Here is a 23,305-nt window from a genome sequence, read left to right on the forward strand (position 1 = left end):
GGCCCCGTTCCCACTGCCTTTCGGGAGCGGGGTCGAATGCTGTCGGCGGGGAGCAGTAAGAATGGAGCCATGACATCCGATCAGAACTCCCCCGTCGACAGCGATCCGTACCTGTGGCTCGAAGACGTCACGGGCGAGACCGCTCTCGACTGGGTGCGTGCGCACAACGCCGTCACCGAAGCACAACTCGCAACCGGTGAGCGCTTCGAGCAGATGCAATCGGATGTCCGCGAAGTCCTCGACACCGACGCTCGCATCCCGTACGTGCGTCGCCGCGGTGAGTATCTGTACAACTTCTGGCGCGACGGCACCAATATTCGTGGATTGTGGCGACGGACCACGCTCGAGCAGTATCAAAGCGACAACCCCGAGTGGGACGTGTTGGTCGACCTCGACGCGTTGGCCGAAGCCGAGGGCGAGAACTGGGTCTGGAAGGGCACACAGTTGCTGCGCCCCCACCGCGATCGCGCCTTGATCAGTTTGTCGCGCGGTGGAGCCGACGCCGCAGTGGTTCGCGAATTCGACATGGAGACACGACAATTCCTCTCTCCTGATGGACCCGATGCAGGTTTCTACCTTCCCGAGGCCAAGACCGACATCGACTGGATCGACATCGACACCGTGTATCTCGGAACCGATACCGGGCCGGGATCACTCACCGATTCCGGTTACCCCCGTCTCGCACAGCGATGGAAGCGCGGCACTCCCCTCTCCAGCGCCGAAACGCTGTACGAGGGCGAAAGCACCGACGTTGCGATCTCCGCATCACATGATCCGACGCCTGGCTTCGAGCGGGACTTCGTCACCCGCTCCGTCGATTTCTACAACTCACGACGGTTCCAGCTCACGCTCGACGACGAACTCGTTCTGATCGACACACCCGAAGACGCCGGCATCTCGATTCACCACGAGTGGTTGCTGATTCGCACCAAATCGCCGTGGACGGTCGAGAACACCGAGTACGCGACGGGCACCTTGCTGGCGGCTCGGTACGAGGATTACCTCGCGGGCGCTCGCGAACTCACGGTCCTGTTCGAGCCCGACGATCATTCGTCGCTCGACCACTACAGCTGGACCCGCGATCATCTGATTCTCGTCGTTCTGACCGACGTCCGGACCACCCTGCGCATTCTGACTCCCGCCGACAACACTTGGGAAGAAAGGCCTTTCGAGGGCCTGCCCGAGCTCACCACCATCGAAATCCTGGACACCGATCCCGATTCCGGCAACGAGTACTTCCTCAACGCCAGCGGATACACCTCGCCGGCAACGCTTCTGCACGGAGTCATCGGGGAATCCGAACCCACGGTCGTCAAGGCTGCGCCCGCATTTTTCGATGCCACAAATATTGTGACGCAACAGTTCTTCGCAACCTCGGCCGACGGTACCCAGGTCCCCTACTTCGTGGTCGGCACCGAAGACAGCACACCCGGACCCACTCTTCTTTACGGCTACGGCGGATTCGAGGTGTCGCTGACGCCGTCGTACAGCGGTTCCATCGGGCGGGCCTGGCTCACTCGCGGCGGCACGTATGTCGTGGCCAACATCCGCGGCGGCGGCGAGTACGGGCCAGGTTGGCACACACAGGTTCTCAAGTCCGGACGCCACAAGGTGCACGAGGATTTTGCGGCTGTCGCTCGCGATCTGGTCGACCGCGGCATCACCACACCGGAATTGTTGGCCGCCCAGGGTGGTAGCAACGGCGGACTGCTCATGGGCATCATGCTCACCAAGTACCCAGAGCTGTTCGGCGCCATAGTCTGCCAGGTTCCACTCCTCGACATGCGACGGTTCCATCTCCTCCTGGCCGGCGCATCCTGGATGGCGGAGTACGGCGACCCCGACAACGCTGACGAGTGGTCCTTCATCTCGCAGTACAGCCCGTATCAGAACATCGACGCGGACGGCTCGTACCCGCCGATCCTCATCGCGACGTCCACTCGCGACGACCGCGTCCACCCAGCGCACGCTCGCAAGATGGCCGCGTGCCTGGAGGAACTGGGCAAGCCGGTGCTGTACTTCGAGAACATCGAAGGCGGGCACGGCGGCGCCGCGGACAACGCGCAGTTGGCCTACAAGACCGCGCTGACCTACGAATTCCTGTGGCAGAAATTCGGCTGAGCGATCAGCGGTCGCGCAGCCAGGCGACGATGCACTCGGTCACAGCATCCGGTTTCCGGATCCAGCCGTTGTGACCGAGTGGTTCGTCGACGTGCACCATCGTCACCTGTGAGCCGGTGAGCTTGTCCACCAAGTTCTTTGCGGATCGACGCGGAGCAAGGTCGTCGCCGTCGATGGTGACGGACAGGACCGGCAGGTTCAGGCGGGCGATCCGCTCCTCGTAATCGATGTCCGCGCCGACGGGTTCGATGGTGCCGGTGCGCGCAAATCTGGCCCAGTCGGTGATCAACACTTTCGACTGCCGCCCGAAGCCGCCGACACTCAGGCGATCACCGGGCCAGAACCCGGCGATGTTGGCTGTCACCGACATCGCCGACGAACCCAGATACAACCCCGGAGCGCGAATGCCCGGGAAGCCCCGGTGGTACGGCGAACCGGACGCCACCAGGATCAACCCACCGAGGCGTCCGCGAATCCTCGCCGCGTACATCGTCCCCAACTGGCCGCCCATGCTGTGACCGAGCAGGAATGGTGTACTCGCCGGGAACCTTTCGCGCACCACTTCGAAGGTGGCGGGGAAATCTACCGACACCAACTCCTGATACCCGAAACTCGACGACGCACTTGGTCGCGGCCGGCTGTCGCCTTGGCCACGCAATTCCCCGATCGCCGCGTTGAACCCCGCGGTGACCAACGCTTCGGCCACCGGATCGTAGAACCCAGCAGGCACACCGAGACCGGGAAACATCACGACAACGGGAGCGTCGTCGACCGGTCCCGGAAACAGGCGGATCGGAGTGACGGTTCCATCGGGAAGTTGGATCGGCACGGTCTCCATTCGTCTCACACTAACGACCGCGACGGCATCGGTCAGCAGTCTTGCTATTCCAGGCTGCCCACAACCAGCGGATCAGGCGTTCCGACGATGTCGTGATCCTTGTTGTCGTAATCGAACTGGCTGAGGACATGCCGCATCGCGTTGATCCGCGCACGCTTCTTGTCGTTGCTCTTGATGACGGTCCACGGAGCGGTCTCCGTATCGGTGAAGCGGATCATTTCTTCCTTCGCGGCGGTGTACGCATCCCACTTGTCGAGGGAGGCGATGTCCATCGGCGAAAGCTTCCACTGCCGAACAGGATCCACCTGCCGAATCGCGAACCGCGTCCGCTGCTCGAGCGGTGAGACGGAGAACCAGAACTTGATGAGGCTGATGCCGTCGTCGACAAGCATCTGCTCGAACAACGGAACCTGCCGCAGAAAACGCTCGTGCTCCTCGTCCGTGCAGAACCCCATGACACGCTCGACTCCGGCCCGGTTGTACCAGGAGCGATCGAACATCACGAGTTCGCCCGCAGCGGGAAGATGCTGCACATAGCGCTGGAAGTACCACTGCGTCGACTCTCGCGCCGACGGCTTTTCCAATGCAACGACGCGTGCGCCTCGCGGGTTGAGGTGTTCCATGAAGCGCTTGATGGTGCCGCCTTTGCCTGCTGCGTCGCGGCCTTCGAACACGATCGCGTGGCGGGCACCGGTTTCTTTGGACCAGTTCTGCAGCTTCAGGAGTTCGATCTGCAGCAGACGCTTGGCGATCTCGTACTCTTCGCGTGACATCCGAGAGTCGTACGGGTATCCCTCGCGCCACGTGTCGACCTCGAAACCGCCTGGTGCCGTGAGCAACACGGGATCGTCGTCGTCACTGTCGTCGACGGTGAATGCCGTCGTGTCAGTCAGGTCCACCGCACTCGACAGGTCGGCGAAGGCACTGAGAAAAGGACGGCGCTCTGCTATCTCGGTCATTCCCGACAGGCTAGCCGTCAACAGCAACCAGTTGGTGACGCCCTGATGAACGGGCGAATTCGATGCTCGGTGAAGATCAGGGATAGATGGGGGTGATTCCCGATGGTCGAAGTGGCCTGGTCAGGCCAGACTTGAACCATGACATTCGAGAGCAACACACCCCGCCCGTTCACCCGATCCACCGACAACAAAATGCTCGCCGGAGTGTGCGGCGGGATTGCAGAATATTTTGGCGCCGACGTCAATCTGGTTCGCGTTCTGGCAGTAATTGCTGCCGTCTGCACCGGTGGAACTGCAGCCTTGGTTTATCTTGCAGCCTGGATGCTCATGCCATTGGGATAGCGCGCCCGTGAAAAGTATTGTGGGGCCCACGCATTTCTCGCGTGGACCCCACAATAAAAACTCTTGACCTATTTCGCGGCTTTGAGCGTTCCACCACTGAGTTCGGCAAGCGCGGTCAGGCCTTTGACAGCGATTTCGCTGACGCTGCCTAGCCCCTGGCCGATAAGAGTTCCGACGGAACCCGCAGCATCCATTACGGAGCCTTCAATCATGTTTGTTCTCCTTCTATCCGCACAGTTACGGGATGGTCAGATAATTCAGAGCTGCAAGACTACGGAGCGACAACGGCGGGTGCGAAACTGATTGCATCAAAAGATCCGGAGATCCCACCGAAGGTATCACCCAACGAGCCGAACAAGTTGGCACCCAAGTTATCCAACCCTAACAGCACATTCACCAGTGCCTGAGTTGCGGTTTCGCCATTCTCCATAACATAACCGAGGATGTTTGCCAGCGACCCCATTTTTAACTCCTCAACAGAAAACTTGCGAACATTGTCTATCAGCACGTTAGCGGCAAAACTGGAATTCAGTGGCGAAATGGAAAATTGTCTGTCAATCTCCATAATTAAGGTCAAATATGCAGGTACAGAGCATTTTGGGGCCCGCGCGACGTGCGCCCGGGCCCCAAAACCAAGCTCTTTTGTGCTACTTGGCGGCTTTCAGCGTTCCACCGCTCAGTTCGGCAAGAGCGGTGAGGCCCTTGACAGCAATATCGGCAACACTGCCCATGCCCTGGCCGATAATGGTGCCAACGGAACCCGCAGCATCCATGACGGATCCTTCAATCATGTTGTACTCCTAAATATCTGTTGAGTGAAGTGGATGTGCCAACTGCTCAGATTGCAGGATCAAGCTGGCGGGATAACTTCAGGCAGGAAACTAATCGTGTCGAGAGATCCGGAGATCCCTCCGAAGGTGTCACTCAGAGAGCCGAAGAGATTGGCACCCAAGTTATCCAATCCCATCAGCATGTTGAGAAGGCTCCCCAGCTGAGTGCCCATCCCGTCCGGTCCAAGAAGAATGTCCATCAAAGAACCCATGACTGAACTCCCTATCTAGAAGGATCCCCACTCGACCGCCAAAGAATCGGTTCCGGCGAAGGTTCACCGTTGATGTGTCGTCTACGACCTTAGTGTTAATCCTAGAACCTGTGTCCGAAATGAACGATTAACTCGATTTTCCCATTCTCGAAACAATTTACCGGACAAAATTCATTGCGATCCACAACAATTCCGGCTCGGCGGGCACCTGACCGGAAAATCATTCGACGGCGGGGACGTCGCACTCCACTGCCTGGCGCAGTTCGTCGAAACTCTCGCGCAGCAGCACGACATAGTGCTCCGGATCGGGCATCGCTCCGCGAGCGACGATGACGTTGAGCGTCAACGCGCCGCCGGCCGCGGCAATCAGGAAGTGGCGCAAAACATCTCCGTCAACCGGCGCCTGCCCACCCAACACGGCAACTGCGGGCGCACCGTCGAACACGTTTCCGTCGATCGTCACCGGGACATTACTGATCGTGGTGTGCTGCATGACCTCACGATCCGTATTCAGCTTGTTGAGGCGCCTGGCCAACCCCGTCAAACGTAGTAACGGCGCAGGTGACGTCTCGATACGTGTGCTGAATTTCCGGACAGCGAGGTGCGAGCTACGCTCCTTGGCCACTTGCGCAGAATCCCGGATCCGGGTCAGTTTCTCGACCGGATCCGCAACATCGGAGTGCAGATCGACGGTCAGGAGCGCGAGCTGATTGGCCGACTCCCATTCCGCAATCTGCCGCATCGAGCGCGGAACCATTGCCGCCAGAGGGCGTTCCGGCCGCTCGTCCTTCTCCTCGAGATACTTCTCGAGCGCCCCAGCCACCACCGTCAGGAAGATATCGTTCACCGTCACCCCGGGCACGGCGGCTCTGATCGCCTTGATGTCAGCACCGTCGAGCGTCACGAACTCCAGAGCCAGATCACCCTCCAGCACGTGGTTGAAACGCGTCGGCGGACGGTCTGCGACGTACTTCGCCAACTCACCGGATTCCTCGGCCTGTGTGATCTCTTCTGCGGCTACCTTTGTCGCCGAGAGACCCTTCCCGAACCGGATCAGTTGTCCCGGGAACCCGAGGACGCTGCGCCCCATCATCTCCACGAGCGGCAGACCCGACTCCCGTGCGGATGCCTTGGGTTTTGCCGGCCCCGAGAACAATCGGTTGGTGAGGTTCCTGATCTCCAAACCGTCGCCCGCGCTGTGATGAGTCTTGAGCATGATCAGCGTCAGGTCACCGGGTAGATCGTCGATCCCGCTGATTCCCGTCATGACCTCCAACTCCCAGGGCGGCCGCGTCAGATCCATCGGCGAGCTCAGAGACTTGCCCAACAACGCTCGCACCGGTGCCCACCCGGGCCCCGACGCCTTGTGCACCCGCACATGATCGTCGACATCGAAATCAGTTGCCGGCACCCAGTACGGATAGTCCAGGTCGAGGGGAACTCGCTGCACTCGGCTCGTGAACAGCGGCCAGTACCCGAACCGTTCCGAAATCCATTCGACCGCGTCGGCGTGTGTCATGTCGGCCAGCGGGTGGCCCGCCGTGTCGAAGAAGTACGCGCACACCATATGACTGAGGTGGCCCTCGGACTCGTTGTAGATGAACTCCGCATCCCGCGGACCCAACTGAGCTACCCCGGTTGGCAACGAGTTCCGAAAGATCATGTGTGCCCCTCACATCCGACGCTGGAAGACTGTCCGGATTGTATCGGTCAGGTGTCCAAATATCCGGGGATTGCCCAGGCTTCTCCCCCGGACCTGAGTGCACACAAGTTCCTGGCGGCAGGCACATCCGGCCGTCCCCTGACGAGTTGTGGGCAACGGTGCACACGACATGAGGCCGAGCCGCCGCACTCACTCCCGCTGGCTGGGCCGAACAATTGCCGACGCGAATCGGGCAACACTAAGGTGACTGCGATCACAGATTCGCGGCGAGGACAGGAGTTCATGGTGAGAACCACTCGCAAGGTGGACGATCCGGTGTCGGTTGTCGATCGAATTTCGGCCATCCTCGAAACCTTCGAAAACACAGGGCCACTCACGCTCGCCGAGGTAACTCAACGAACGGGGATCCCTCGCTCCACCGCTCACCGCCTGCTCGAGCAGCTCGTGACCAAACGGTGGATCACTCGGCAAGAACACCGATACGAACTCGGCAGCAAGTCGTACGAACTCGGCCAGTGGGCACTCAATCAGAACCGACTGCGCCATGGAGCGGTGCCCGTCTTGAACCGGCTAGCTCGTTCCACCGGGCTGACGGTCCATCTGGCGGCACTGAACAACAGTGACGTCTTGTACTTGGACCGCGTCCCCGGACGAACGCCACTAGCACTCCCCAGCCGTGTCGGCTCGCGACTTCCCGCACACGTCACCGCCGTCGGCAAGGCGATTCTGGCCAATCTCGAACCCGACAAGATGCAGAGCATTACTCGCGCTCCGCTTCGCAAGACAACCCAGTACAGCATCGCGTCGCAAGAACACCTCCACACAGAATTGGATCGCGTCCGCGACCGCGGGGTAGCGATGGACCGCGAAGAATCAGTGCTCGGAATTGCCTGCGTGGCAACGTCAATCGGTCCACGCGATCACTACTACGGCAACCGCGCAGCACTCTCTGTCTGCGGACCCATCGACGACATGAAAATGAATCAACTCGTATCAACGGTGCGTATCGCAGCGCGCGATATCTGGGATACCTGCGTCGCAAACGATCTTCGCTCCAAGAATCAATTCGAAGCGTCCTGATTCGGTTCCTCCATGCGCCCCATGAGTTGCGCGTAAATCGCACGATCGGTGCGCGGACCACCAGGCGTGGAGGCGCCGTACCGTTCGATCTCGGCAGCGATGTCCAGCGGTCGCGTGTGCGCAACACCAGGCACAAGTTCACCGTCGAGTAGCCCGTCCGGTACCAGCCAGGTGACTTCGAATTCGATTCCGTCGGGGTCGCGACCGTACAGGGCCTTGGTCGCGGCGTGATTGGACGCTCCGCCGAGAGCATTTGCGGCCAGCATGCGATCGCGGCATTGCGCGAGTTCGCTCAACGTCTCGACCTCCCAGGCCAGGTGGTAGAGACCAACCGCGCCATCACGCGCCCGCGGCGCGCTGGCTTGAAACAGTCCCAGGTCGTGATCGTTTGCCGAGTTCGCTCCGCGAAGGAACGCGCCGCCGGGGAAATTCACGGGAAGCTTCTCGAATCCCAGTACATCGCAGTAAAACGACGCACTCCGCTCGACGTCGGAAACGAACAGCACCGCATGGTTCAGGCTTCGAATAGCCATTCTTCTCCCTCATCTATACACAGCTGTGTCGTTATCCACAGACCAGTTTCGAAGTCTGCACAAACGCTTCGACACCGCCACTGTATCTACGTGGACGTGTCACCCGGAACCAGCTCCTCGCGCGAGGACTCGGCCGATGTGCGATTGCTACGAGACCTTCTGCGCCGGAGAGCTCGAGCGATTGTGGATTGATGTCCCGTCGGACCTCAATGATGTTTCTCAGGAAGCGAACTCCTCGGAATCGTTCCGCAGCGCAGAAATTCCAGCGGACTCCTTGAGTTCCTCGAAACTCGCTCGCAGCAGCTCGATGTAGTGATGAAGGTCTGGCATTGAGGCCGTGTCTGCAATGACATTCAGCGTGAGCCCACCGCCCGATGCGGCGACCATGAAGTGGCGCAAACCATCGCCGTCGACGGGCGGCTGGTTAGCGAGCACTGCCGCGCCCGGCGCGCCGTTCAAGGTCAACCCCTCGACGGAGAGAGGAATGTTGCTCACCATGGTGTGCATATAGCGAGGGCGGCTGAGTTCGTGCGAGTTTTTCCCTCGCGTATATGCCATCAACCGCAGCAATGGCGCCGGTGCCGTCTCCACTGCGGCACTCAAACGTCGTACTGCGAGGTGAGAAGTGCGAGTCTTCTCCGAGCGCGCAGAGTCCGCAATGTGCGCCACCCGTTCCAACGGATCCTCGACGTCGGTGTGCATGTCGATGGCCAGTGTGACCAACTGATTTGCCGACTCCCACTCCTCAACCTTGCGCATGGACCGCGGCACCATCGCGACCAGAGAACCCTTGTGCTTCTCTCCCTTTTCGGTGAGATAGCGCGCCAGTGCGCCACCGACGACTGCCAACAGAACATCGTTGATTGTGGCCCCAGGAACTGCCGCTTTAACCTGCCGAACCTCCGCCCCTGGCAGCGTGATCTGCTCCAGTGTCCCGGATCCACTCACCTTGCCATTGAAACGGGTGGCCGGAGTTTCGTGATAGCTCTCGACCCATTCGCCAGCTGCCTGGGCCGCATCTACGGCCCTGGCAGCTTCCCGATTGCCGGGGACATGCCGCGCAAATCGCAGTAATTGCTGCGGAAAGCCCAGCGCCGACTCGAGCAACATGCGTGCCTTCAAGAACGGCACTGTGGGCTCGAACTCGGCCGGCCGCAACCTATCCGAGAAAATGGTTTCACCCAGCATCTTGATGGCAATACCATCAGCGCCACTGTGATGCGATTTGAGCACCACCGCCGTCAGCCGACCAGGCAGATCATCGAGCCCCTCTATTCCGTTGAAGAAATGCAACTCCCATGGCGGTCGAGTCAGATCCATCCTCGAGGTCAACAATGCGCTGAGCGGCTTCTGCAACGGGGCCCAGCCGGACTCCGTGATATCGGTGACGCGAACGTGGTTACGGACATCGAAATCTGGGTCGGGCACCCAATGTGGATGTTCGAGGCCCAGTGGCGTGCGTTGGATGCGTTGCGTGAACATTCGATTGTGCCCGAGCCGCGCGGTCACCCATTCGACAGCCTGTTCCTCTGAGAATTCCGCTTGCGGGCGCTGCGAGGTTTCGAAAAAATACACGCCGATGAGGTGTCCCAGATGCCCGTCGGCTTCGTTGTAGATGAAGTCGGCGTCGCGTGGATTCAATTGCATTACTCTTGCAATCGAAAGGTTGGACAGTCTCATGGGCGCTCCTCACGTAGCGGTGCCTGGCGATATATTCATGCTTCTGAAACCGAAAATTCCCGAGGTCAATGGGAACCTCGGGAATCTCAGGAGTTTGGGGCGGAAGGACCAGTTCACTCGGTAGACCGACGGAGGTCGTCATTCCACCCCAGCCTGACTACTTGGCGGGCGGGTCCTTGATCATCTTGCTGCCAGTGGAGACCAGGCCGAGCACGCCCGAAAACCACGAGATCATTCCAACCATGTATTTTTCAAGCATCAGATTATCCTCTCGCTAAATTCCGGGATCTGCGGACAAGGTGTCAAAGAACTTCCCAAACGTACCTACGAGGTCAACCGATCCGAAATTGACCAGGTCAGAAATGTAGGCCAGAAATATATCGAACATTGTATTCTTCTCCTTATTACTGGCCGGCCACAGAGCCGAGGACGGTTTGGATGCTTCCGGCCGAAGCAACGGATCCACTAACCGCGACATCGATCGCAGCCGAGATGACGGAGAAAACACCCTGAATCACTACGGTCACGTTCGTCAGTACGGGCGTAAGCGACCCCACGTCAAAACTCCCGATCACGCCCATCAAACTTGCAGTATCCACTATCTCTCCACCTCGCTACGATTGTTGCAGTTCACCATTGAAAACCGAAGTCAAACGATGCCACGAATGGCATGAACGCTGCCATCCCGATTATCGTCTTGACCAAATCACCATACGGTGGCTTAAACATTTCGGCTATCGATCCCAGGTCCATCATTCACTCCTGTAGTCAAAGAACGTTCGGAAAAAACTCGTATTCTCCGTCAGCTGAGTTCAATGAATGAAACCAGCGAACCCGTGACGCCGTCGACTCCGGGCATAAATGATCCCGACCATACATTGGCAACCAAATCACTAACCAATGTAGCCGCCGTCTGGAGAAACATTGCAAGCATACCGATTCCCGCCTTTCTGTAGATCCTGGAAGGCTTATTTAGACATTGAACATCTTCCCTGGACTTTTGATGCATACACAACAACAGAAAGGTCACACATAGGAAAGTCAGTGGCGCTGCGACCACAAGTCCTGCGGGCTTACCCCTTCTGCGGCTGCGACTGGGGTAAGGCTAATGCAGGCGAGTCCGATTTTGCGAACTTTTGGCAAAGTTTTTTCGGCAATTTTGAAACCTGTTCTATTTTCGCTGGTCAGGTGTTCAGAACTGCGAAAAATCACCCGTGCGGTCGCCGAACGAAAGCATGCAAATCCGCACCCTGCAGTACTCAAGCAACCGTGCACACCCACACTCTTCACCGAGCCTCGCCCCAAGGACAGTTACTTAGACTGTCTACCAATATGTTTCGGCACATAAAATCGACTCATGAAGCATCCCACCAAGTTTGGGCCGGACACATCGGAATTAGGCCACTTCGCATCCACCGAAAGTACTAGGACTCAGGTGCACCCCAATCCAACACACCCACCGAAAGTACTAGCGCCAGTGAACACTTCGAATCGCCGGGAGCATGCGCCGCAAGATCTCCGTGAAACTTTCCGCCTAGAGAATCAACCTACACCGACTTGGTTCGCAAGACGTCGAACCCTCGCCTGCACATCGAGAAGTGGCAGCCTAGATCAGCAGTGGATTCTTTCGGTGCAACTTGTCGTAACCATGCATCGCAATTGGGCCGGGTACCCGGACTGATGCCAGCTCAGGGACAGATCTAATCGCGAAATACCCCGCCTCGGCAAAGAGATCGAACTTATTCTGAATCGTCGCGCAAATCTGTTGCCAGCACCGCGCAGACAACTACTCGACAGTAAGAAGATCTGCGATCCGAACCCAGCGAGCTTTGTTCGTAATATCACGCGGTCTATACGTCGACGGTCGCTAGCGATGTGCAGGGCTTTGTCCAGTCTACGAATCGCCCCTCTCAAATCGAACTATCGGATGGACCCGTCGGTCGGGATAAGGGTTCACTCCGCCCGTCGCCTTTCACTTCGCCGGCCGCATCGGTTTGCTCGATCGACCATGGTGCAGCCGTGCCCCGTGGAACCTTCCCGTCGCGCCCTACATTCGCCATCCGCACTGAGCAATGCTTGCGATCCAGTATCCAGATGCCCAATGCAGTCACCGACAAGGAATAGCGGTCGTGACTGTACTGTGGCTCCGCCAATATCCAGTTCTTGTGCTGGGTGGCGGATGGGATCACTCAGGCAATTCGGATGCCACAGGCTAATTGCTTTGGTCTGCAACATCGAGCCATCTTGTAGTGAACGTGGGTTCCATTTTGCGGCACACCCGCACTCGACCCCGCCCACGCAAAAGCCCGGCCCACCAAATGGTGGACCGGGCTTCTAGGAGCTAAGGGGATGGACTCAGAAGTCCATGCCGCCCATGCCGCCGGTGGGATCGCCTGCGGGAGCAGACTTCTCCGGCTTGTCAGCGACAACAGCTTCGGTCGTCAGGAACAGAGCCGCGATGGACGCTGCGTTCTGCAGTGCCGAGCGGGTGACCTTGACCGGGTCGTTGATGCCTGCAGCGAGCAGGTCTTCGTACTCGTTGGTCGCAGCGTTGAGGCCGTGACCTGCGGGCAGGTTGGAGACCTTGTCCGCAACAACGCCGGGCTCGAGGCCTGCGTTGAATGCGATCTGCTTGAGCGGAGCGGACAGTGCAACGCGAACGATGTTCGCGCCGGTTGCCTCGTCACCTTCGAGCTTGAGGTCGTCCAGGGCGGGAGCTGCCTGGATGAGTGCTACGCCGCCACCGGCGACGATGCCCTCTTCGACAGCTGCCTTAGCGTTGCGCACTGCATCTTCGATGCGGTGCTTGCGCTCCTTGAGCTCAACCTCGGTTGCTGCGCCTGCCTTGATGACTGCAACGCCGCCGGCCAGCTTGGCCAGACGTTCCTGCAGCTTCTCGCGGTCGTAATCCGAGTCGCTGTTCTCGATCTCAGCGCGGATCTGGCTGACGCGACCTGCGATGGCGTCGGCGTCGCCGGCACCTTCGACGATGGTGGTCTCGTCCTTGGTGATGACAACCTTGCGTGCCTGGCCGAGGAGCTCGAGGCCTGCGGTCTCCAAGGAGAGTCCGACCTCTTCGCTGATGACCTCGCCACCCGTGAGGATGGCGATGTCGGCGAGCTGAGCCTTACGACGGTCACCGAAGCCGGGAGCCTTGACGGCAACAGACTTGAAGGTGCCACGGATCTTGTTGACGACGAGGGTGGAGAGAGCTTCGCCCTCGACGTCCTCGGCGATGATCAGGAGCGGCTTGCCGGACTGGATAACCTTCTCCAGCAGGGGCAGCAGGTCCTTGACCGTGGAGATCTTGGAGCTGACGAGCAGGATGTAGACGTCCTCGAGGACGGCTTCCTGACGCTCTGCATCGGTGGCGAAGTACGCCGAGATGTAGCCCTTGTCGAAGCGCATGCCCTCGGTGAGCTCGAGCTGCAGGCCGAAGGTGTTGGACTCCTCGACCGTGATGACGCCTTCCTTGCCGACCTTGTCCATTGCCTCGGCGATGAGCTCGCCGATGGACGGGTCGCCTGCGGAAATACCGGCGGTAGCAGCGATCTGCTCCTTGGTGTCGATCTCCTTGGCGGTTTCGAGCAGGCGAGCTGTGACAGCCTCGACAGCCTTCTCGATGCCGCGCTTGAGGCCGAGCGGGTTCGCGCCGGCTGCGACGTTACGCAGGCCTTCGCGGACCAATGCCTGTGCGAGGACGGTGGCGGTGGTGGTGCCGTCGCCAGCGACGTCGTCAGTCTTCTTGGCGACCTCCTTGACGAGCTCCGCGCCGATCTTCTCGTACGGGTCGTCGAGTTCGATCTCCTTGGCGATGGAAACACCATCGTTGGTGATCGTGGGGGCGCCCCACTTCTTTTCGAGAACGACGTTGCGACCCTTGGGGCCCAACGTCACCTTGACAGCGTCGGCGAGGGCATTGAGGCCTCGCTCGAGGCCGCGACGTGCCTCTTCGTCGAACGCGATGATCTTTGCCATTGCGAAGTGATCCTCCGGATAGGGGGTGACACACAAGGTGACCGCTCGTCGGGTCACCTCATCGGCACAGGGCGACCGAATTTTGCTTAGGTCACCCATCTAGCCTGTGGTCTTAAGTCAGTGCCCGCGACGGACGACCGGGGGTGTCGATGGATCCCGGTCTCACTGACTCGACCTGGCACTCACAGCTCGCGAGTGCCAATTGCATTTTTAGCACTCGAGCGTGCCGAGTGCAAGGTCAAGGCTCAGCCGGCGATGCAGAACTGTCCGTTGGTGAAGTTCACAGCGAAGGACAAGTTGCCCATGCAGTTGACTCCGTTGGCGTCAGCCGTCGCTCCCGCTCCCCAACCGGCGATGGCAACGGTGAAGTTTCCGTCGGCCGCACCGGCGCGGGCGATGCCGCCACCGAGTGCATAGGCGTGCGCCTGACCGTTGCCGCGCGAAGCGCCGAGAGCCGTTCCGAAACCGTTGGCGTAAGTGTTGGTGTAGCTGTTGTCAGCCGAGACGCTGACAGCTGTTCCGCTCTCCATGGCACCGGCCTGCGAGCGTCCCGCACCAACAGCCTGTGCGCCACAGCTCGCGGTGTCCGATACCTGGATGTCGTTTACCAACGGCGGCGACACACAGGTAACGGGCGCAGCCGAAGCGACTCCCCCGCCGGCCAGCGCCAGCCCCGCAACCAAGCCCATCCCCGCGGTCACCACAGCCCCTGTTCTCGCCAGGCGGCCCCCCAACCGACTACTGGTACTTCCGTTAACTCGTGAGGACGAGCGGCGGAACCAGACTGACGAGATCAAGGGCATAGAAAACTCCTTCTTGGAACACGTTCATGGATTCGGGCGCGAGAGTACCCGCTCACATGACGTCCGTCACGCTTTGCAGGTCACGACTCGAGCAAGGTTTCCAACAATCCCGGTAGATCCGCCACGGAATCGATGACATAGTCCGGCTGTTGCGTTGCCAATTCGAGCACTGCCTGCCGAAACTTGCCGGTACGCACCAGAACTCCGGTCAACCCGACCCTTTGCGACGAAAGGATGTCACCGATCAGATCGTCTCCCACCATGACCGTCGCTTCGGCGTCGACGTCCATCAATTCGGTGGCCGCGAGAAAGCCCGTGAGCGACGGCTTGCCGACGGCCGCGATATTGACGCCGGCAACTTCCTCGAAACCCGGTAAGTACGTTCCGGTGTCGATCCTCAAGCCCGTATCTGTCTCCCACATCATTCCGCGGTGCATCGCGACCACCGGGACACCGTCGAGCAAATATTCGAGCACCTGACTCAGGGCCTCGTGAGTGAATTCGGGACCTGCGCCGCCGAGGATGACAACATCAGGGTTCTTGTCGACCAGTTCGATTCCCTCGAGGTCGCTGGACACATCGCCGTTGTTGAGCACCCAGGCCTTCGCGTCGGGATATGTGGTGCGCACGTACTCCGCCGTGAGCCTTGCTGCGGTCACAATCTGGCTGGGTTCGACCGCAATTCCCGCGTCACACAGTCCCTCCGCAATCAGGGTCGAACTGCGGGAGGTGGTGTTGGTGAGAAACCCACACGCCAAGCCCCGACTACGCACATCGCGGACCGCCTCGCCGGCACCCTCGATGGGCTGCCATGACGTGAGCAGGACTCCGTCGATGTCGAACAGAACACCTTCGATGTCAGCCATTGCACCAGCCTATAGTTGCAACCCCTACGCGTCGCACCACAAGAAACGAACCGGCTCAGTAGGCTCAGCCTCATGGACCTGCGCGACGACGATCTCTTCAGCGTCGCGGGATCCTTGGCGGAATTACTCGGAGCCCCCGTCACCATCGAGGACGAGAACTCGACCGTCCTTGCCTACTCCGGTGGTGAACAAGCCGTGGACGAGGCTCGGATCGGAACCATCCTCGGCCGGCAGGTACCCGGCAGAATTCGCGAACTACTCTCGAATGCAGGTGTTTTCGAACGCCTCCATCGCGAGACGGACCCTATCTACGTCAACCTCGACGATCCGGCGATCACTCCCCGGCTTGTCATCGCCGTGCGAGAGAACAACATTGCCGTCGGGTCTATCTGGGTGGCACTCGCCGGCGAGCCGACGCCGTCCCAGGAATCGACACTTCGCGCTGCTGTGCCCGTGGTTGCGGAGCACATCGCGTCCGAGCGGGACCGGATCAACAGCACCAGACGACGCCAGACCGAGCGAGTAAAAGCACTGATCGGCGGCGGTGAGCAAGCATTCCGCGCCGCCGAGGACTTGCGACTGCGCGGACCGCTGACCGTTGTAGCGGTTGGCGCGACAGCCGGTTTCATGCCGAGCACCGTCGCGGCGTCGTTGGGTCTGTATCTCGACACATTGGCCGTCGACGCCGTGATCGCGCAGTTGATCGACGCGACGTATCTTGTTGTCTCCGCTGACGAAGCGAACACCCGCCGATTGCTGGAGGACTTCCTCGGTCGCGCCCGCGAACGCGCACAACTTGCCGTGGCGGTGGGCCGAACTGTGAAATCCGCCAGCGAATGCCATCTATCGCGCGCCGACGCCGACCATGTTCTGGGCGCGCTGCGGCACAACCGGTCCGGCGGGATTGTCGCGGGAATGAACGACACCTTGGCGTCTGTACTGGCATTGCATGTCGCCGACATCTTCGACGGACTGGGCGATGCCACACCCCTTGGCGCGTTGGACGAGCACGACCGTCGGCACGGCAGCGAACTTGTCGCCACGGCCCGCACCTTCCTCGACAAGGGCGGTGATGTCGCGAATTCTTCCGCAGCACTGCACGTTCACCCCAACACCCTGCGCAATCGGCTACGCCGCTGCAAGGACATGTGTGGTGTTGACCTGACCGACGCGGACACTCGACTGATCCTGATGCTCCAGTTCAAACTGCGGAATTGAACGCCCGTTGTGCATATGCACAACGCCTGATCTCTACCTGTGGCCGAACGGCCACTCCTTTTGCCCTCCCCTCAGCCCATGCTTGAAACAGGCCGGTGTGACCGGCGTCTCGCATGTCAACGGAGCTAAAGGAGCAGGTCATGGGAACTCGTCAGAGCCCCGATCGTGTGGTCGTGGTCGGCGCAGGCATGGTCGGATTGTCGACGGCCTGGTTCCTCCAGGAACGTGGAGTCGACGTCACCGTCGTCGATCGAGATGGCGTCGCCGCTGATGCCAGCTGGGGAAATGCCGGCTGGCTCGCGCCCGCTCTCACGCTTCCGCTCCCCGAACCTGCAGTCCTTCAGTACGGCCTGCGCGCGATGCTCAGCCCGTCGTCGCCGGTGTATGTTCCGCTGACAACCGATCTGAAACTGATCCGGTTCCTGGTCGGATTTGCTCGCCACTGCACGCCCTCGAAGTGGCAGGAAGCGATGTCCGTCTACACGGAGGTCAACCGAACCGCGCTGGGCGCATTCGACGAACTTGCCGACGGTGGCGTCAAGGAGCACACCCGACTGGCTGATCCGTTTCTCGCGGCGTTTGCGTCGGAGCAGGATCGCGAGAACCTGGTCGAGGAGTTCCGTCATGTGGAGGCCGCCGGCGGCGAGGTCGACTTCGATCTCCTCGACCACGATGCGATCCACTCGCTCGAGCCGACCCTCGGCACCGGCGTGAAGGCCGGAATCCGGCTGCGTGGTCAGCGTTTCATCGATCCCCCGCAATTCGTGAACTCTTTGGCCGACGCTGTCCGTGAACGTGGCGCCGACATCATCACCGGCTTCGATGTGGCGTCAATCGACGACCGTGCCGACGGCGTGAGTGTTCGCTCCGCCAACGGTGATTCGCGTGCAGCAGATGCAGTCGTGATTTCCAGTGGCGCTCGACTGAACAAGCTGGCAGCGCCGTTCGGTGTTCGCAAGCTGGTGCAGGCGGGACGCGGATACAGCTTCAGCGTCACACCCGATCACCTGCCCAAGAACCCGGTGTACTTCCCCACTCAGCGGGTTGCCTGCACGCCGCTGCACGACCGCTTCCGAGTCGCCGGAATGATGGAATTCCGCAGCCCAGACGCACCGTTGGATCCGCGTCGCGTGCAGGCGATCATCGATGCCGCAAAGCCCATGCTCCGCGGCATCGACTGGACTGCGCGTGACGAGGAATGGGTCGGATCACGTCCCTGCACCACTGACGGGTTGCCGTTGATCGGTGCTACGAAGTCGCCGCGCGTCCATGTCGCGGGTGGTCACGGGATGTGGGGAATCGCGTTGGGTCCGTTGACCGGAAAGATGATGGCGGAGTCGATGACGGCAGGCACGATGCCTACTGTGATGCGCCACTTCGATCCGCTGCGCTGACGGCTGGTTTCACCCATTTGTAGTACGCGCCGGCCAGCAGCACGAGCCATCCGGCGCCCACCAGTAGGGCAACACGGGTGTCGGAAATGACGCCCAACAGGATGATGACAAACACCAGGAAACCGATCGCGAAGATCTGACCGTACGGCCACAGCGGCACTGGAAACTTCAGTGCCGCTGTTTCGTCGGCACTCATCTGGCGGCGTGAACGGAACTGCGACAGCAGAATCATGACCCACACAAAGATGGTGGCGAAGGTCGCGAGCGACGCGATCACGAGGAAAACCTGGTCCGGGATCAGGTAGTTGAGCACCACGCCGACCAACAAGGCGACGGTCATGATCACTACAGTCATCCACGGAACTCCGTTGCGGGACACCTTCTTCATGACCTGCGGGGCCTGACCGGCGTGGGACATGCCGAACATCATGCGGCCGGCGCCGAACACGTCGCTGTTGATGGCGGACAGCGCCGCGGTGATGACCACGATGTTGAGTATCGAAGCAGCGGTGCCCAATCCGAGGTTCTCGAAGATCTGCACAAAGGGACTGTTGTCGCTGGTGATGGTCTGCCACGGAATGATGATCATGATGACTGCGAGGGTGCAGACGTAGAAGAGAATGATGCGTACCGGAACGGTGTTGACCGCTTTTCGGATGGTCCGCGCCGGGTCTTCTGCCTCACCGGCAGTGATTCCGATGATTTCGGTGCCGCCGAACGCAAACATGACGATTGCAAAGCACGCGAGGAACCCGCCGATTCCCGTAGCGAAGAATCCGCCGTCCGACCACAGGTTGCTGACTCCCGCGTCGGTGTCGTGCACGCCGAATCCGAACACGATGATGGCGATACCACCCACGATCATCGCGATGATGGCGGTAATCTTGACGAGCGTGAACCAGAACTCGAGCTCACCGAACACCTTGACGCTCAACAGGTTCAGGGCGCCGATGAAGAAGACGACGGCCAGAACCCAGATCCAGCGTGGCACGTCCGGGAACCAGAACTGCATGTACAGGCCGAACGCTGTGACGTCGGCAAGACAGACGATCACCATCTCGAATGTGTACGTCCACCCCGTCATGAATCCGGCGAGCGGACCCAGATGCTGGTTGGCGTATTCGCTGAACGAACCGGAGACTGGGTTGCGTACCGCCATCTCACCGAGAGCGCGCAGCACCAGGTACACCGCGAGGCCACCGATCAGGTATGCCAGCAGAACCGACGGCCCGGCGCGCTTGATCGCTTCGGCACTGCCGTAGAAGAGTCCCGTTCCGATTGCCGATCCCAGAGCAATGAAACGAATGTGCCGCGCCGTCAGCCCCCTCTTGAGTCCGGCCCGTTCGTCGGGCAAGGCGTCGGTGTTCACTCGGTACTCCAGTCGGATGGCAGGCATGCGTGCGCCGTCTATTGTCCGCTACCGGCCGCCAGCCTCCCGCCCACCCCTGCGACCTGGCCGTAGGGTGACCTGAGGCACATCGGGTATTGACGTATCGCGTACCGTCGGCAAAAGTGTTTGTAACTCGCCGTATCATCAAATTGACTGGAGAAACCATTGTCCAACACCCTCGAAGCCAGCATCGACATCAATGCATCCCCGCAGGATGTGTGGGCCATCGTCGCCGACCTGCAGCGGATGGGCGAATGGAGCCCCCAGTGCAAGAAGATGAAGGTCATCGGTGGAACCGTCCGTGAGGGTGCCAAGACCCTGAACATCAACCGCAAGGGCCTTCTCGTCTGGCCGACAACAGCGAAGGTTGTTCGGTTCGAGCCCAACAAGTCCGTCGCGTTCCGCATCGCCGAGAACCGCACCATCTGGTCGTACAACATCGAAGCGACCGAAACCGGAACCAAGCTCACCGAGCGCCGTGAAGCTCCCACCGGAACGTCCCAGGTCTCGCAGTTCCTGGTCAAGACGGTCTTCGGTGGCAACGACAGCTTCGAGGTCGAACTCGTCAAGGGCATGAACGCCACTCTCGAGCGTGTGAAGAAGGAAGCGGAAGCAGCCAGCGTTCTCGCTTGACCCTCAACCAGGTCGAGACTCCAGGATCCCTTTCATGGATCCCGTGATGAACCGAATACTGCAGGCACAAGAAATGGCGAGCTCCGGCGATCGGGCCGGGGCTCGCTCTGCCTTCGAAAACGTGTGGCGCGACGTCGGCACTGATCCGCTGCACGTTGTCACCCTCGCGCACTACATGGCCGACGTTCAAGACGACCCTGCCGACGAACTTCAGTGGGATCTGCGTGCACTGGAAGCGGCTGATTCGCTGACCGATGCTCGGGCGCAAGAACACCATTCGACGCTGCAGGTTGCCGGCTTCTACCCGTCGTTGCACCTCAACCTGGCCGCCGACTACAACAAACTCGGTCGAGTCGCCGAAGCTCACGAGCATCTGACCAAGGCCGAAGACGCGGCCGGAACACTGACCGACGACGGATACGGCCGGATGGTTCGGGGCGGCATCGCGCGATTGCGGGCAGAATTCGATCGTGACCACTAGACCAGCGCTCCTGACCCCTGCGCTCCTGACAATCGGTGAGATGGCGAGGGCGTCGGCGCTACCGATCAGTGCGCTGCGCTTCTACGACAAGGAAGGCGTGCTGGTTCCGCACTCCGTCGACCCGCATACTGGTTATCGCTGGTACACCGACGACCAACTCCGTGATGCTCGCCTGATCGCGGGCATGCGGCGCGTCGGTGTCCCGATTCGGGAAATGACAGCCGTCCTGACCGGGCCGGACCCACACTCCCGATTGGACGCGCACTTGCGCAATCTCGAAGACGGGCTCGCCGACGCCCGCGCCGAACTCGATCGAATCCATCGGCTCATCGATTCACGGCCGACCGCAACCGGCGTCACCCTCGATTCCTGGGATGTACGACGCGCACTCGACGCCGTGCTGTTTGCGGTGGACGCCGATTCGGAGTTCCCGATCCTTCGCGGAGTACATATCGACATTCACGACGGTGTCGCGGCGTTTGTCACCACTGATCGGTACCGGCTAGCGGTCGCAGAAGTGAGCGTGCGATCCAATTTGACCGTCTCGGCAATCGTTCCGCTCGCCTTTGCGCGAAGGATGCGAGGCATCGCCGGAGTCGTGACGCTCACCTTCGCCACCCGATCGGTGACCGCGTCCTATCCCGGTGGATCGGTGTCGAGCCCACTCATCGAGGACGGTGAATTTCCGGACCATCGCATCCTGCGCGAAGACCGTGGCGCAACCGAACTGAGAGGTGACCAATTGGCGGCCCTGCTCAACGGCTCCACGGAAACAGCGATCGTAAGCGTCGACGGCAACGGAAGCGCTCGGATCGATCCGGCTGACGTGGTTCCCGCAGAGAGGTTCCGAGTGCTGGTCGATCGGCAGCGACTACGCGAGGCCGCGGCAGCGCAACCCGGTCGGGCACTGGTGATTCGGGCGAGCGGCGCGGCACTGCCTCTTGCTATCCGCACCACCGACTACGCCGGGTACTTCTCGTACTTGATGCCGCTACAGGCTGCGCACAAGTAATAGAGTTGCCTACGAGATTCCCGGTCACTTCGACGCGTCCGGTGCGGTAACCCGGTGGGATTCGAAGTGGTCGTTCCTCGGTCCGATCGGCGGAATCTGTCTCGGTCTCACTCTCGCGTTCGGGTCAGCGAGGTTCCTGATCCCCCGTGTTCCTGGGCACGCGATCAGCATCGCGAACCATCGATACTGGACGGACCCGGTCAATCGCGCCGAGTTCGATCGAAGAATTTCCGAAGACCTCGAATGGCTCGGCGCTGCCACCGCACTGTTACTTGCCTGGATGGCAGCGGTCGCGGGCACATCGACGGATGGTTCCGTCGATACCTGGCTCCTCGTCGCCCCGACCGTTCTCTATCTGGTCGGTGTGCTCGGCTACTGCGCCTACATGATCTGGGGCGGACGATACCGGGTGCCGCAACAACAGATGCCGCAGTAACGGATGCCTCACGTAATCTAGTGATGCACGACGCCCCGTAGTGTCTGTGCGGCCAGCAGTACACCGACCGAGTAGTTAGAGGAGCCTGTGGCACGCCGACCCACACCCCCCGGAACCCCGCAACCCACCGGAATCGGACATATCGTCGATCTGGTTCGGCATGCGATTCCGCCGCTTCATCCCGCCGGTCTACCGTTTGTGCTGGCTCCGCTGGGTGTTGCAGCCCTGGGTCGCAACCGTAAGTGGGTGCGCCGAGCCGGCCTTGTGTCTGCAGCTGCGTGCGCCACGTTCTTTCGTCACCCGCACCGGGTACCGCCCAACCGCATCGGCGTCGTCGTGGCCCCGGCCGACGGCGAGGTCGCACTGGTCGACAATGCCGTCCCGCCTGCCGAACTGAACCTCGGCAGCGAACCTCGCCCCCGCGTGAGCATCTTCCTGTCGGTTCTGGACGTACACGTCCAGCGCGCTCCCGTCGGAGGCACCGTCAAGACGGTTGTTCACCAGCCTGGCAAGTTCCTCTCCGCAGACCTGGCCGACGCCAGCGAGGTCAACGAGCGCAACAGCATGCTCATCGAGACCGCGAGCGGACACGACGTTGCCGTCGTGCAGATCGCCGGTCTGCTCGCGCGTCGTATCGTCTGCTACGCCGGTGTCGGCGATGCCCTTCCCATCGGTGACACCTACGGTCTGATCCGCTTCGGATCGCGCGTCGACACGTACTTCCCGGCCGGAACGACCTTGCTGGTCGAACCAGGTCAGCGCACAATTGGCGCTGAAACCGTCATCGCGCAACTGCCGTGAAGACACCGAGAATGAAGCCAGCCGTGAAGAGACCG

Annotated in this window: 24 protein-coding genes; 10 read left to right on the plus strand and 14 right to left on the minus strand. The window is 60.6% G+C overall.

What is annotated here, in order from left to right; all coding sequences use genetic code 11:
* The first annotated feature begins 69 nt into the window (after window positions 1-69).
* Window positions 70-2,121, plus strand: coding sequence for a prolyl oligopeptidase family serine peptidase (locus tag KYT97_RS10910; protein WP_245006069.1), 2,052 nt, complete (start codon window positions 70-72; stop codon window positions 2,119-2,121).
* A 4-nt stretch (window positions 2,122-2,125) separates the two neighbouring features.
* On the opposite strand, the gene KYT97_RS10915 is transcribed toward KYT97_RS10910, so the two are convergent.
* Both KYT97_RS10915 and ppk2 read right to left on the minus strand, forming a co-directional pair.
* Window positions 2,126-2,959 (minus strand): alpha/beta hydrolase family protein, encoded by an 834-nt coding sequence (locus tag KYT97_RS10915; RefSeq protein WP_033235572.1) that lies wholly within the window; start codon window positions 2,957-2,959, stop codon window positions 2,126-2,128.
* 44 nt (window positions 2,960-3,003) lie between these two features.
* Window positions 3,004-3,918, minus strand: coding sequence for a polyphosphate kinase 2 (gene ppk2 / locus KYT97_RS10920; protein WP_033235573.1), 915 nt, complete (start codon window positions 3,916-3,918; stop codon window positions 3,004-3,006).
* A gap of 138 nt (window positions 3,919-4,056) precedes the next feature.
* On the opposite strand from ppk2, the gene KYT97_RS10925 reads away from it, so the two are divergent.
* Window positions 4,057-4,260 (plus strand): PspC domain-containing protein, encoded by a 204-nt coding sequence (locus KYT97_RS10925; RefSeq protein WP_033235574.1) that lies wholly within the window; start codon window positions 4,057-4,059, stop codon window positions 4,258-4,260.
* Between the two features lie 68 nt (window positions 4,261-4,328).
* Here KYT97_RS10925 and KYT97_RS10930 read toward each other — a convergent pair whose 3' ends face one another.
* The 5 genes from KYT97_RS10930 to KYT97_RS10950 all read right to left on the minus strand — a co-directional run bounded on the left by KYT97_RS10930 (window position 4,329) and on the right by KYT97_RS10950 (window position 6,965).
* The gene (locus KYT97_RS10930) at window positions 4,329-4,472 is read right to left on the minus strand and encodes a hypothetical protein (RefSeq protein WP_165826256.1); all 144 of its coding nucleotides are present in this window, start codon (window positions 4,470-4,472) and stop codon (window positions 4,329-4,331) included.
* Between the two features lie 59 nt (window positions 4,473-4,531).
* Window positions 4,532-4,825: a hypothetical protein gene (locus tag KYT97_RS10935; protein ID WP_092802275.1), complete on the minus strand. Its 294-nt coding sequence runs from the start codon at window positions 4,823-4,825 to the stop codon at window positions 4,532-4,534.
* An 82-nt stretch (window positions 4,826-4,907) separates the two neighbouring features.
* Complete coding sequence (locus KYT97_RS10940) at window positions 4,908-5,051, minus strand: hypothetical protein (protein ID WP_165826254.1); 144 nt, start codon at window positions 5,049-5,051, stop codon at window positions 4,908-4,910.
* 59 nt (window positions 5,052-5,110) lie between these two features.
* Window positions 5,111-5,302 carry a hypothetical protein gene (locus tag KYT97_RS10945; protein ID WP_045063985.1) on the minus strand — a complete coding sequence of 64 codons (192 nt, stop codon included), beginning with the start codon at window positions 5,300-5,302 and terminating at the stop codon, window positions 5,111-5,113.
* Between the two features lie 220 nt (window positions 5,303-5,522).
* Window positions 5,523-6,965, minus strand: a complete 1,443-nt coding sequence (locus KYT97_RS10950) for a wax ester/triacylglycerol synthase domain-containing protein (RefSeq protein WP_219112232.1) — start codon at window positions 6,963-6,965, stop codon at window positions 5,523-5,525.
* Between the two features lie 282 nt (window positions 6,966-7,247).
* Here KYT97_RS10950 and KYT97_RS10955 point away from each other — a divergent pair, with 282 nt between their 5' ends.
* On the plus strand, window positions 7,248-8,045 hold the full coding sequence (locus KYT97_RS10955) for an IclR family transcriptional regulator (protein ID WP_092802281.1): 798 nt from the start codon (window positions 7,248-7,250) through the stop codon (window positions 8,043-8,045).
* Here the strand turns inward: KYT97_RS10955 and KYT97_RS10960 are convergent.
* The 6 genes from KYT97_RS10960 to KYT97_RS10985 form a co-directional block, all read right to left on the minus strand.
* Entirely contained in the window at window positions 8,027-8,578 is a 552-nt protein-coding gene (locus tag KYT97_RS10960; protein ID WP_092802284.1) for a VOC family protein, read from the minus strand. The genes KYT97_RS10955 and KYT97_RS10960 overlap by 19 nt on opposite strands.
* A gap of 219 nt (window positions 8,579-8,797) precedes the next feature.
* Complete coding sequence (locus KYT97_RS10965) at window positions 8,798-10,258, minus strand: wax ester/triacylglycerol synthase domain-containing protein (protein WP_219112233.1); 1,461 nt, start codon at window positions 10,256-10,258, stop codon at window positions 8,798-8,800.
* Between the two features lie 404 nt (window positions 10,259-10,662).
* Complete coding sequence (locus tag KYT97_RS10970) at window positions 10,663-10,857, minus strand: hypothetical protein (RefSeq protein WP_219112234.1); 195 nt, start codon at window positions 10,855-10,857, stop codon at window positions 10,663-10,665.
* 1,756 nt (window positions 10,858-12,613) lie between these two features.
* A complete protein-coding gene (groL, locus tag KYT97_RS10975) occupies window positions 12,614-14,236 on the minus strand; it encodes a chaperonin GroEL (RefSeq protein WP_033235579.1) in 1,623 nt (540 codons plus the stop codon).
* A gap of 245 nt (window positions 14,237-14,481) precedes the next feature.
* Window positions 14,482-15,039 carry a DUF6764 family protein gene (locus tag KYT97_RS10980; RefSeq protein ID WP_080711786.1) on the minus strand — a complete coding sequence of 186 codons (558 nt, stop codon included), beginning with the start codon at window positions 15,037-15,039 and terminating at the stop codon, window positions 14,482-14,484.
* A gap of 80 nt (window positions 15,040-15,119) precedes the next feature.
* Entirely contained in the window at window positions 15,120-15,905 is a 786-nt protein-coding gene (locus KYT97_RS10985) for an HAD-IIA family hydrolase (protein WP_095886776.1), read from the minus strand.
* A 72-nt stretch (window positions 15,906-15,977) separates the two neighbouring features.
* Here KYT97_RS10985 and KYT97_RS10990 point away from each other — a divergent pair, with 72 nt between their 5' ends.
* Window positions 15,978-17,123, plus strand: coding sequence for a PucR family transcriptional regulator (locus KYT97_RS10990; RefSeq protein WP_116101794.1), 1,146 nt, complete (start codon window positions 15,978-15,980; stop codon window positions 17,121-17,123).
* 140 nt (window positions 17,124-17,263) lie between these two features.
* Window positions 17,264-18,517, plus strand: coding sequence for an NAD(P)/FAD-dependent oxidoreductase (locus tag KYT97_RS10995; RefSeq protein ID WP_116101795.1), 1,254 nt, complete (start codon window positions 17,264-17,266; stop codon window positions 18,515-18,517).
* Here KYT97_RS10995 and KYT97_RS11000 read toward each other — a convergent pair.
* Window positions 18,483-19,913, minus strand: a complete 1,431-nt coding sequence (locus KYT97_RS11000; RefSeq protein ID WP_371851293.1) for an amino acid permease — start codon at window positions 19,911-19,913, stop codon at window positions 18,483-18,485. The two genes, KYT97_RS10995 and KYT97_RS11000, sit on opposite strands and share 35 nt — an antisense overlap.
* Window positions 19,914-20,072: 159 nt before the next feature.
* On the opposite strand from KYT97_RS11000, the gene KYT97_RS11005 reads away from it, so the two are divergent.
* The 5 genes from KYT97_RS11005 (at window position 20,073) to KYT97_RS11025 (ending at window position 23,270) form a co-directional block, all read left to right on the plus strand.
* Window positions 20,073-20,540 (plus strand): SRPBCC family protein, encoded by a 468-nt coding sequence (locus KYT97_RS11005; RefSeq protein WP_033235583.1) that lies wholly within the window; start codon window positions 20,073-20,075, stop codon window positions 20,538-20,540.
* A gap of 34 nt (window positions 20,541-20,574) precedes the next feature.
* Complete coding sequence (locus KYT97_RS11010; RefSeq protein ID WP_116101797.1) at window positions 20,575-21,021, plus strand: hypothetical protein; 447 nt, start codon at window positions 20,575-20,577, stop codon at window positions 21,019-21,021.
* Window positions 21,011-22,033 carry a DNA polymerase III subunit beta family protein gene (locus KYT97_RS11015; protein ID WP_245006070.1) on the plus strand — a complete coding sequence of 341 codons (1,023 nt, stop codon included), beginning with the start codon at window positions 21,011-21,013 and terminating at the stop codon, window positions 22,031-22,033. The genes KYT97_RS11010 and KYT97_RS11015 overlap by 11 nt, the downstream gene beginning before the upstream one ends.
* A gap of 280 nt (window positions 22,034-22,313) precedes the next feature.
* A complete protein-coding gene (locus KYT97_RS11020) occupies window positions 22,314-22,469 on the plus strand; it encodes a hypothetical protein (RefSeq protein ID WP_181932985.1) in 156 nt (51 codons plus the stop codon).
* Between the two features lie 87 nt (window positions 22,470-22,556).
* Window positions 22,557-23,270 carry a phosphatidylserine decarboxylase gene (locus KYT97_RS11025; RefSeq protein ID WP_033235586.1) on the plus strand — a complete coding sequence of 238 codons (714 nt, stop codon included), beginning with the start codon at window positions 22,557-22,559 and terminating at the stop codon, window positions 23,268-23,270.
* The last annotated feature ends 35 nt before the right edge of the window (window positions 23,271-23,305 follow it).

Source organism: Rhodococcus globerulus (assembly GCF_019334125.1).
Lineage (GTDB): Bacteria > Actinomycetota > Actinomycetes > Mycobacteriales > Mycobacteriaceae > Rhodococcus_F > Rhodococcus_F globerula.

Excerpts from the sequence above, each read along its gene's own strand:
- KYT97_RS10910 (WP_245006069.1), top strand. The coding sequence starts at position 70 with ATGACATCCGATCAGAACTCCCCCGTCGACAGCGATCCGTACCTGTGG.
- KYT97_RS10915 (WP_033235572.1), bottom strand. The coding sequence starts at position 2,959 with ATGGAGACCGTGCCGATCCAACTTCCCGATGGAACCGTCACTCCGATC.
- ppk2 (WP_033235573.1), bottom strand. The coding sequence starts at position 3,918 with ATGACCGAGATAGCAGAGCGCCGTCCTTTTCTCAGTGCCTTCGCCGAC.
- KYT97_RS10925 (WP_033235574.1), top strand. The coding sequence starts at position 4,057 with ATGACATTCGAGAGCAACACACCCCGCCCGTTCACCCGATCCACCGAC.
- KYT97_RS10930 (WP_165826256.1), bottom strand. The coding sequence starts at position 4,472 with ATGATTGAAGGCTCCGTAATGGATGCTGCGGGTTCCGTCGGAACTCTT.
- KYT97_RS10935 (WP_092802275.1), bottom strand. The coding sequence starts at position 4,825 with ATGGAGATTGACAGACAATTTTCCATTTCGCCACTGAATTCCAGTTTT.
- KYT97_RS10940 (WP_165826254.1), bottom strand. The coding sequence starts at position 5,051 with ATGATTGAAGGATCCGTCATGGATGCTGCGGGTTCCGTTGGCACCATT.
- KYT97_RS10945 (WP_045063985.1), bottom strand. The coding sequence starts at position 5,302 with ATGGGTTCTTTGATGGACATTCTTCTTGGACCGGACGGGATGGGCACT.
- KYT97_RS10950 (WP_219112232.1), bottom strand. The coding sequence starts at position 6,965 with ATGATCTTTCGGAACTCGTTGCCAACCGGGGTAGCTCAGTTGGGTCCG.
- KYT97_RS10955 (WP_092802281.1), top strand. The coding sequence starts at position 7,248 with ATGGTGAGAACCACTCGCAAGGTGGACGATCCGGTGTCGGTTGTCGAT.
- KYT97_RS10960 (WP_092802284.1), bottom strand. The coding sequence starts at position 8,578 with ATGGCTATTCGAAGCCTGAACCATGCGGTGCTGTTCGTTTCCGACGTC.
- KYT97_RS10965 (WP_219112233.1), bottom strand. The coding sequence starts at position 10,258 with ATGAGACTGTCCAACCTTTCGATTGCAAGAGTAATGCAATTGAATCCA.
- groL (WP_033235579.1), bottom strand. The coding sequence starts at position 14,236 with ATGGCAAAGATCATCGCGTTCGACGAAGAGGCACGTCGCGGCCTCGAG.
- KYT97_RS10980 (WP_080711786.1), bottom strand. The coding sequence starts at position 15,039 with ATGCCCTTGATCTCGTCAGTCTGGTTCCGCCGCTCGTCCTCACGAGTT.
- KYT97_RS10985 (WP_095886776.1), bottom strand. The coding sequence starts at position 15,905 with ATGGCTGACATCGAAGGTGTTCTGTTCGACATCGACGGAGTCCTGCTC.
- KYT97_RS10990 (WP_116101794.1), top strand. The coding sequence starts at position 15,978 with ATGGACCTGCGCGACGACGATCTCTTCAGCGTCGCGGGATCCTTGGCG.
- KYT97_RS10995 (WP_116101795.1), top strand. The coding sequence starts at position 17,264 with ATGGGAACTCGTCAGAGCCCCGATCGTGTGGTCGTGGTCGGCGCAGGC.
- KYT97_RS11000 (WP_371851293.1), bottom strand. The coding sequence starts at position 19,913 with ATGCCTGCCATCCGACTGGAGTACCGAGTGAACACCGACGCCTTGCCC.
- KYT97_RS11010 (WP_116101797.1), top strand. The coding sequence starts at position 20,575 with ATGGATCCCGTGATGAACCGAATACTGCAGGCACAAGAAATGGCGAGC.
- KYT97_RS11020 (WP_181932985.1), top strand. The coding sequence starts at position 22,314 with ATGGCAGCGGTCGCGGGCACATCGACGGATGGTTCCGTCGATACCTGG.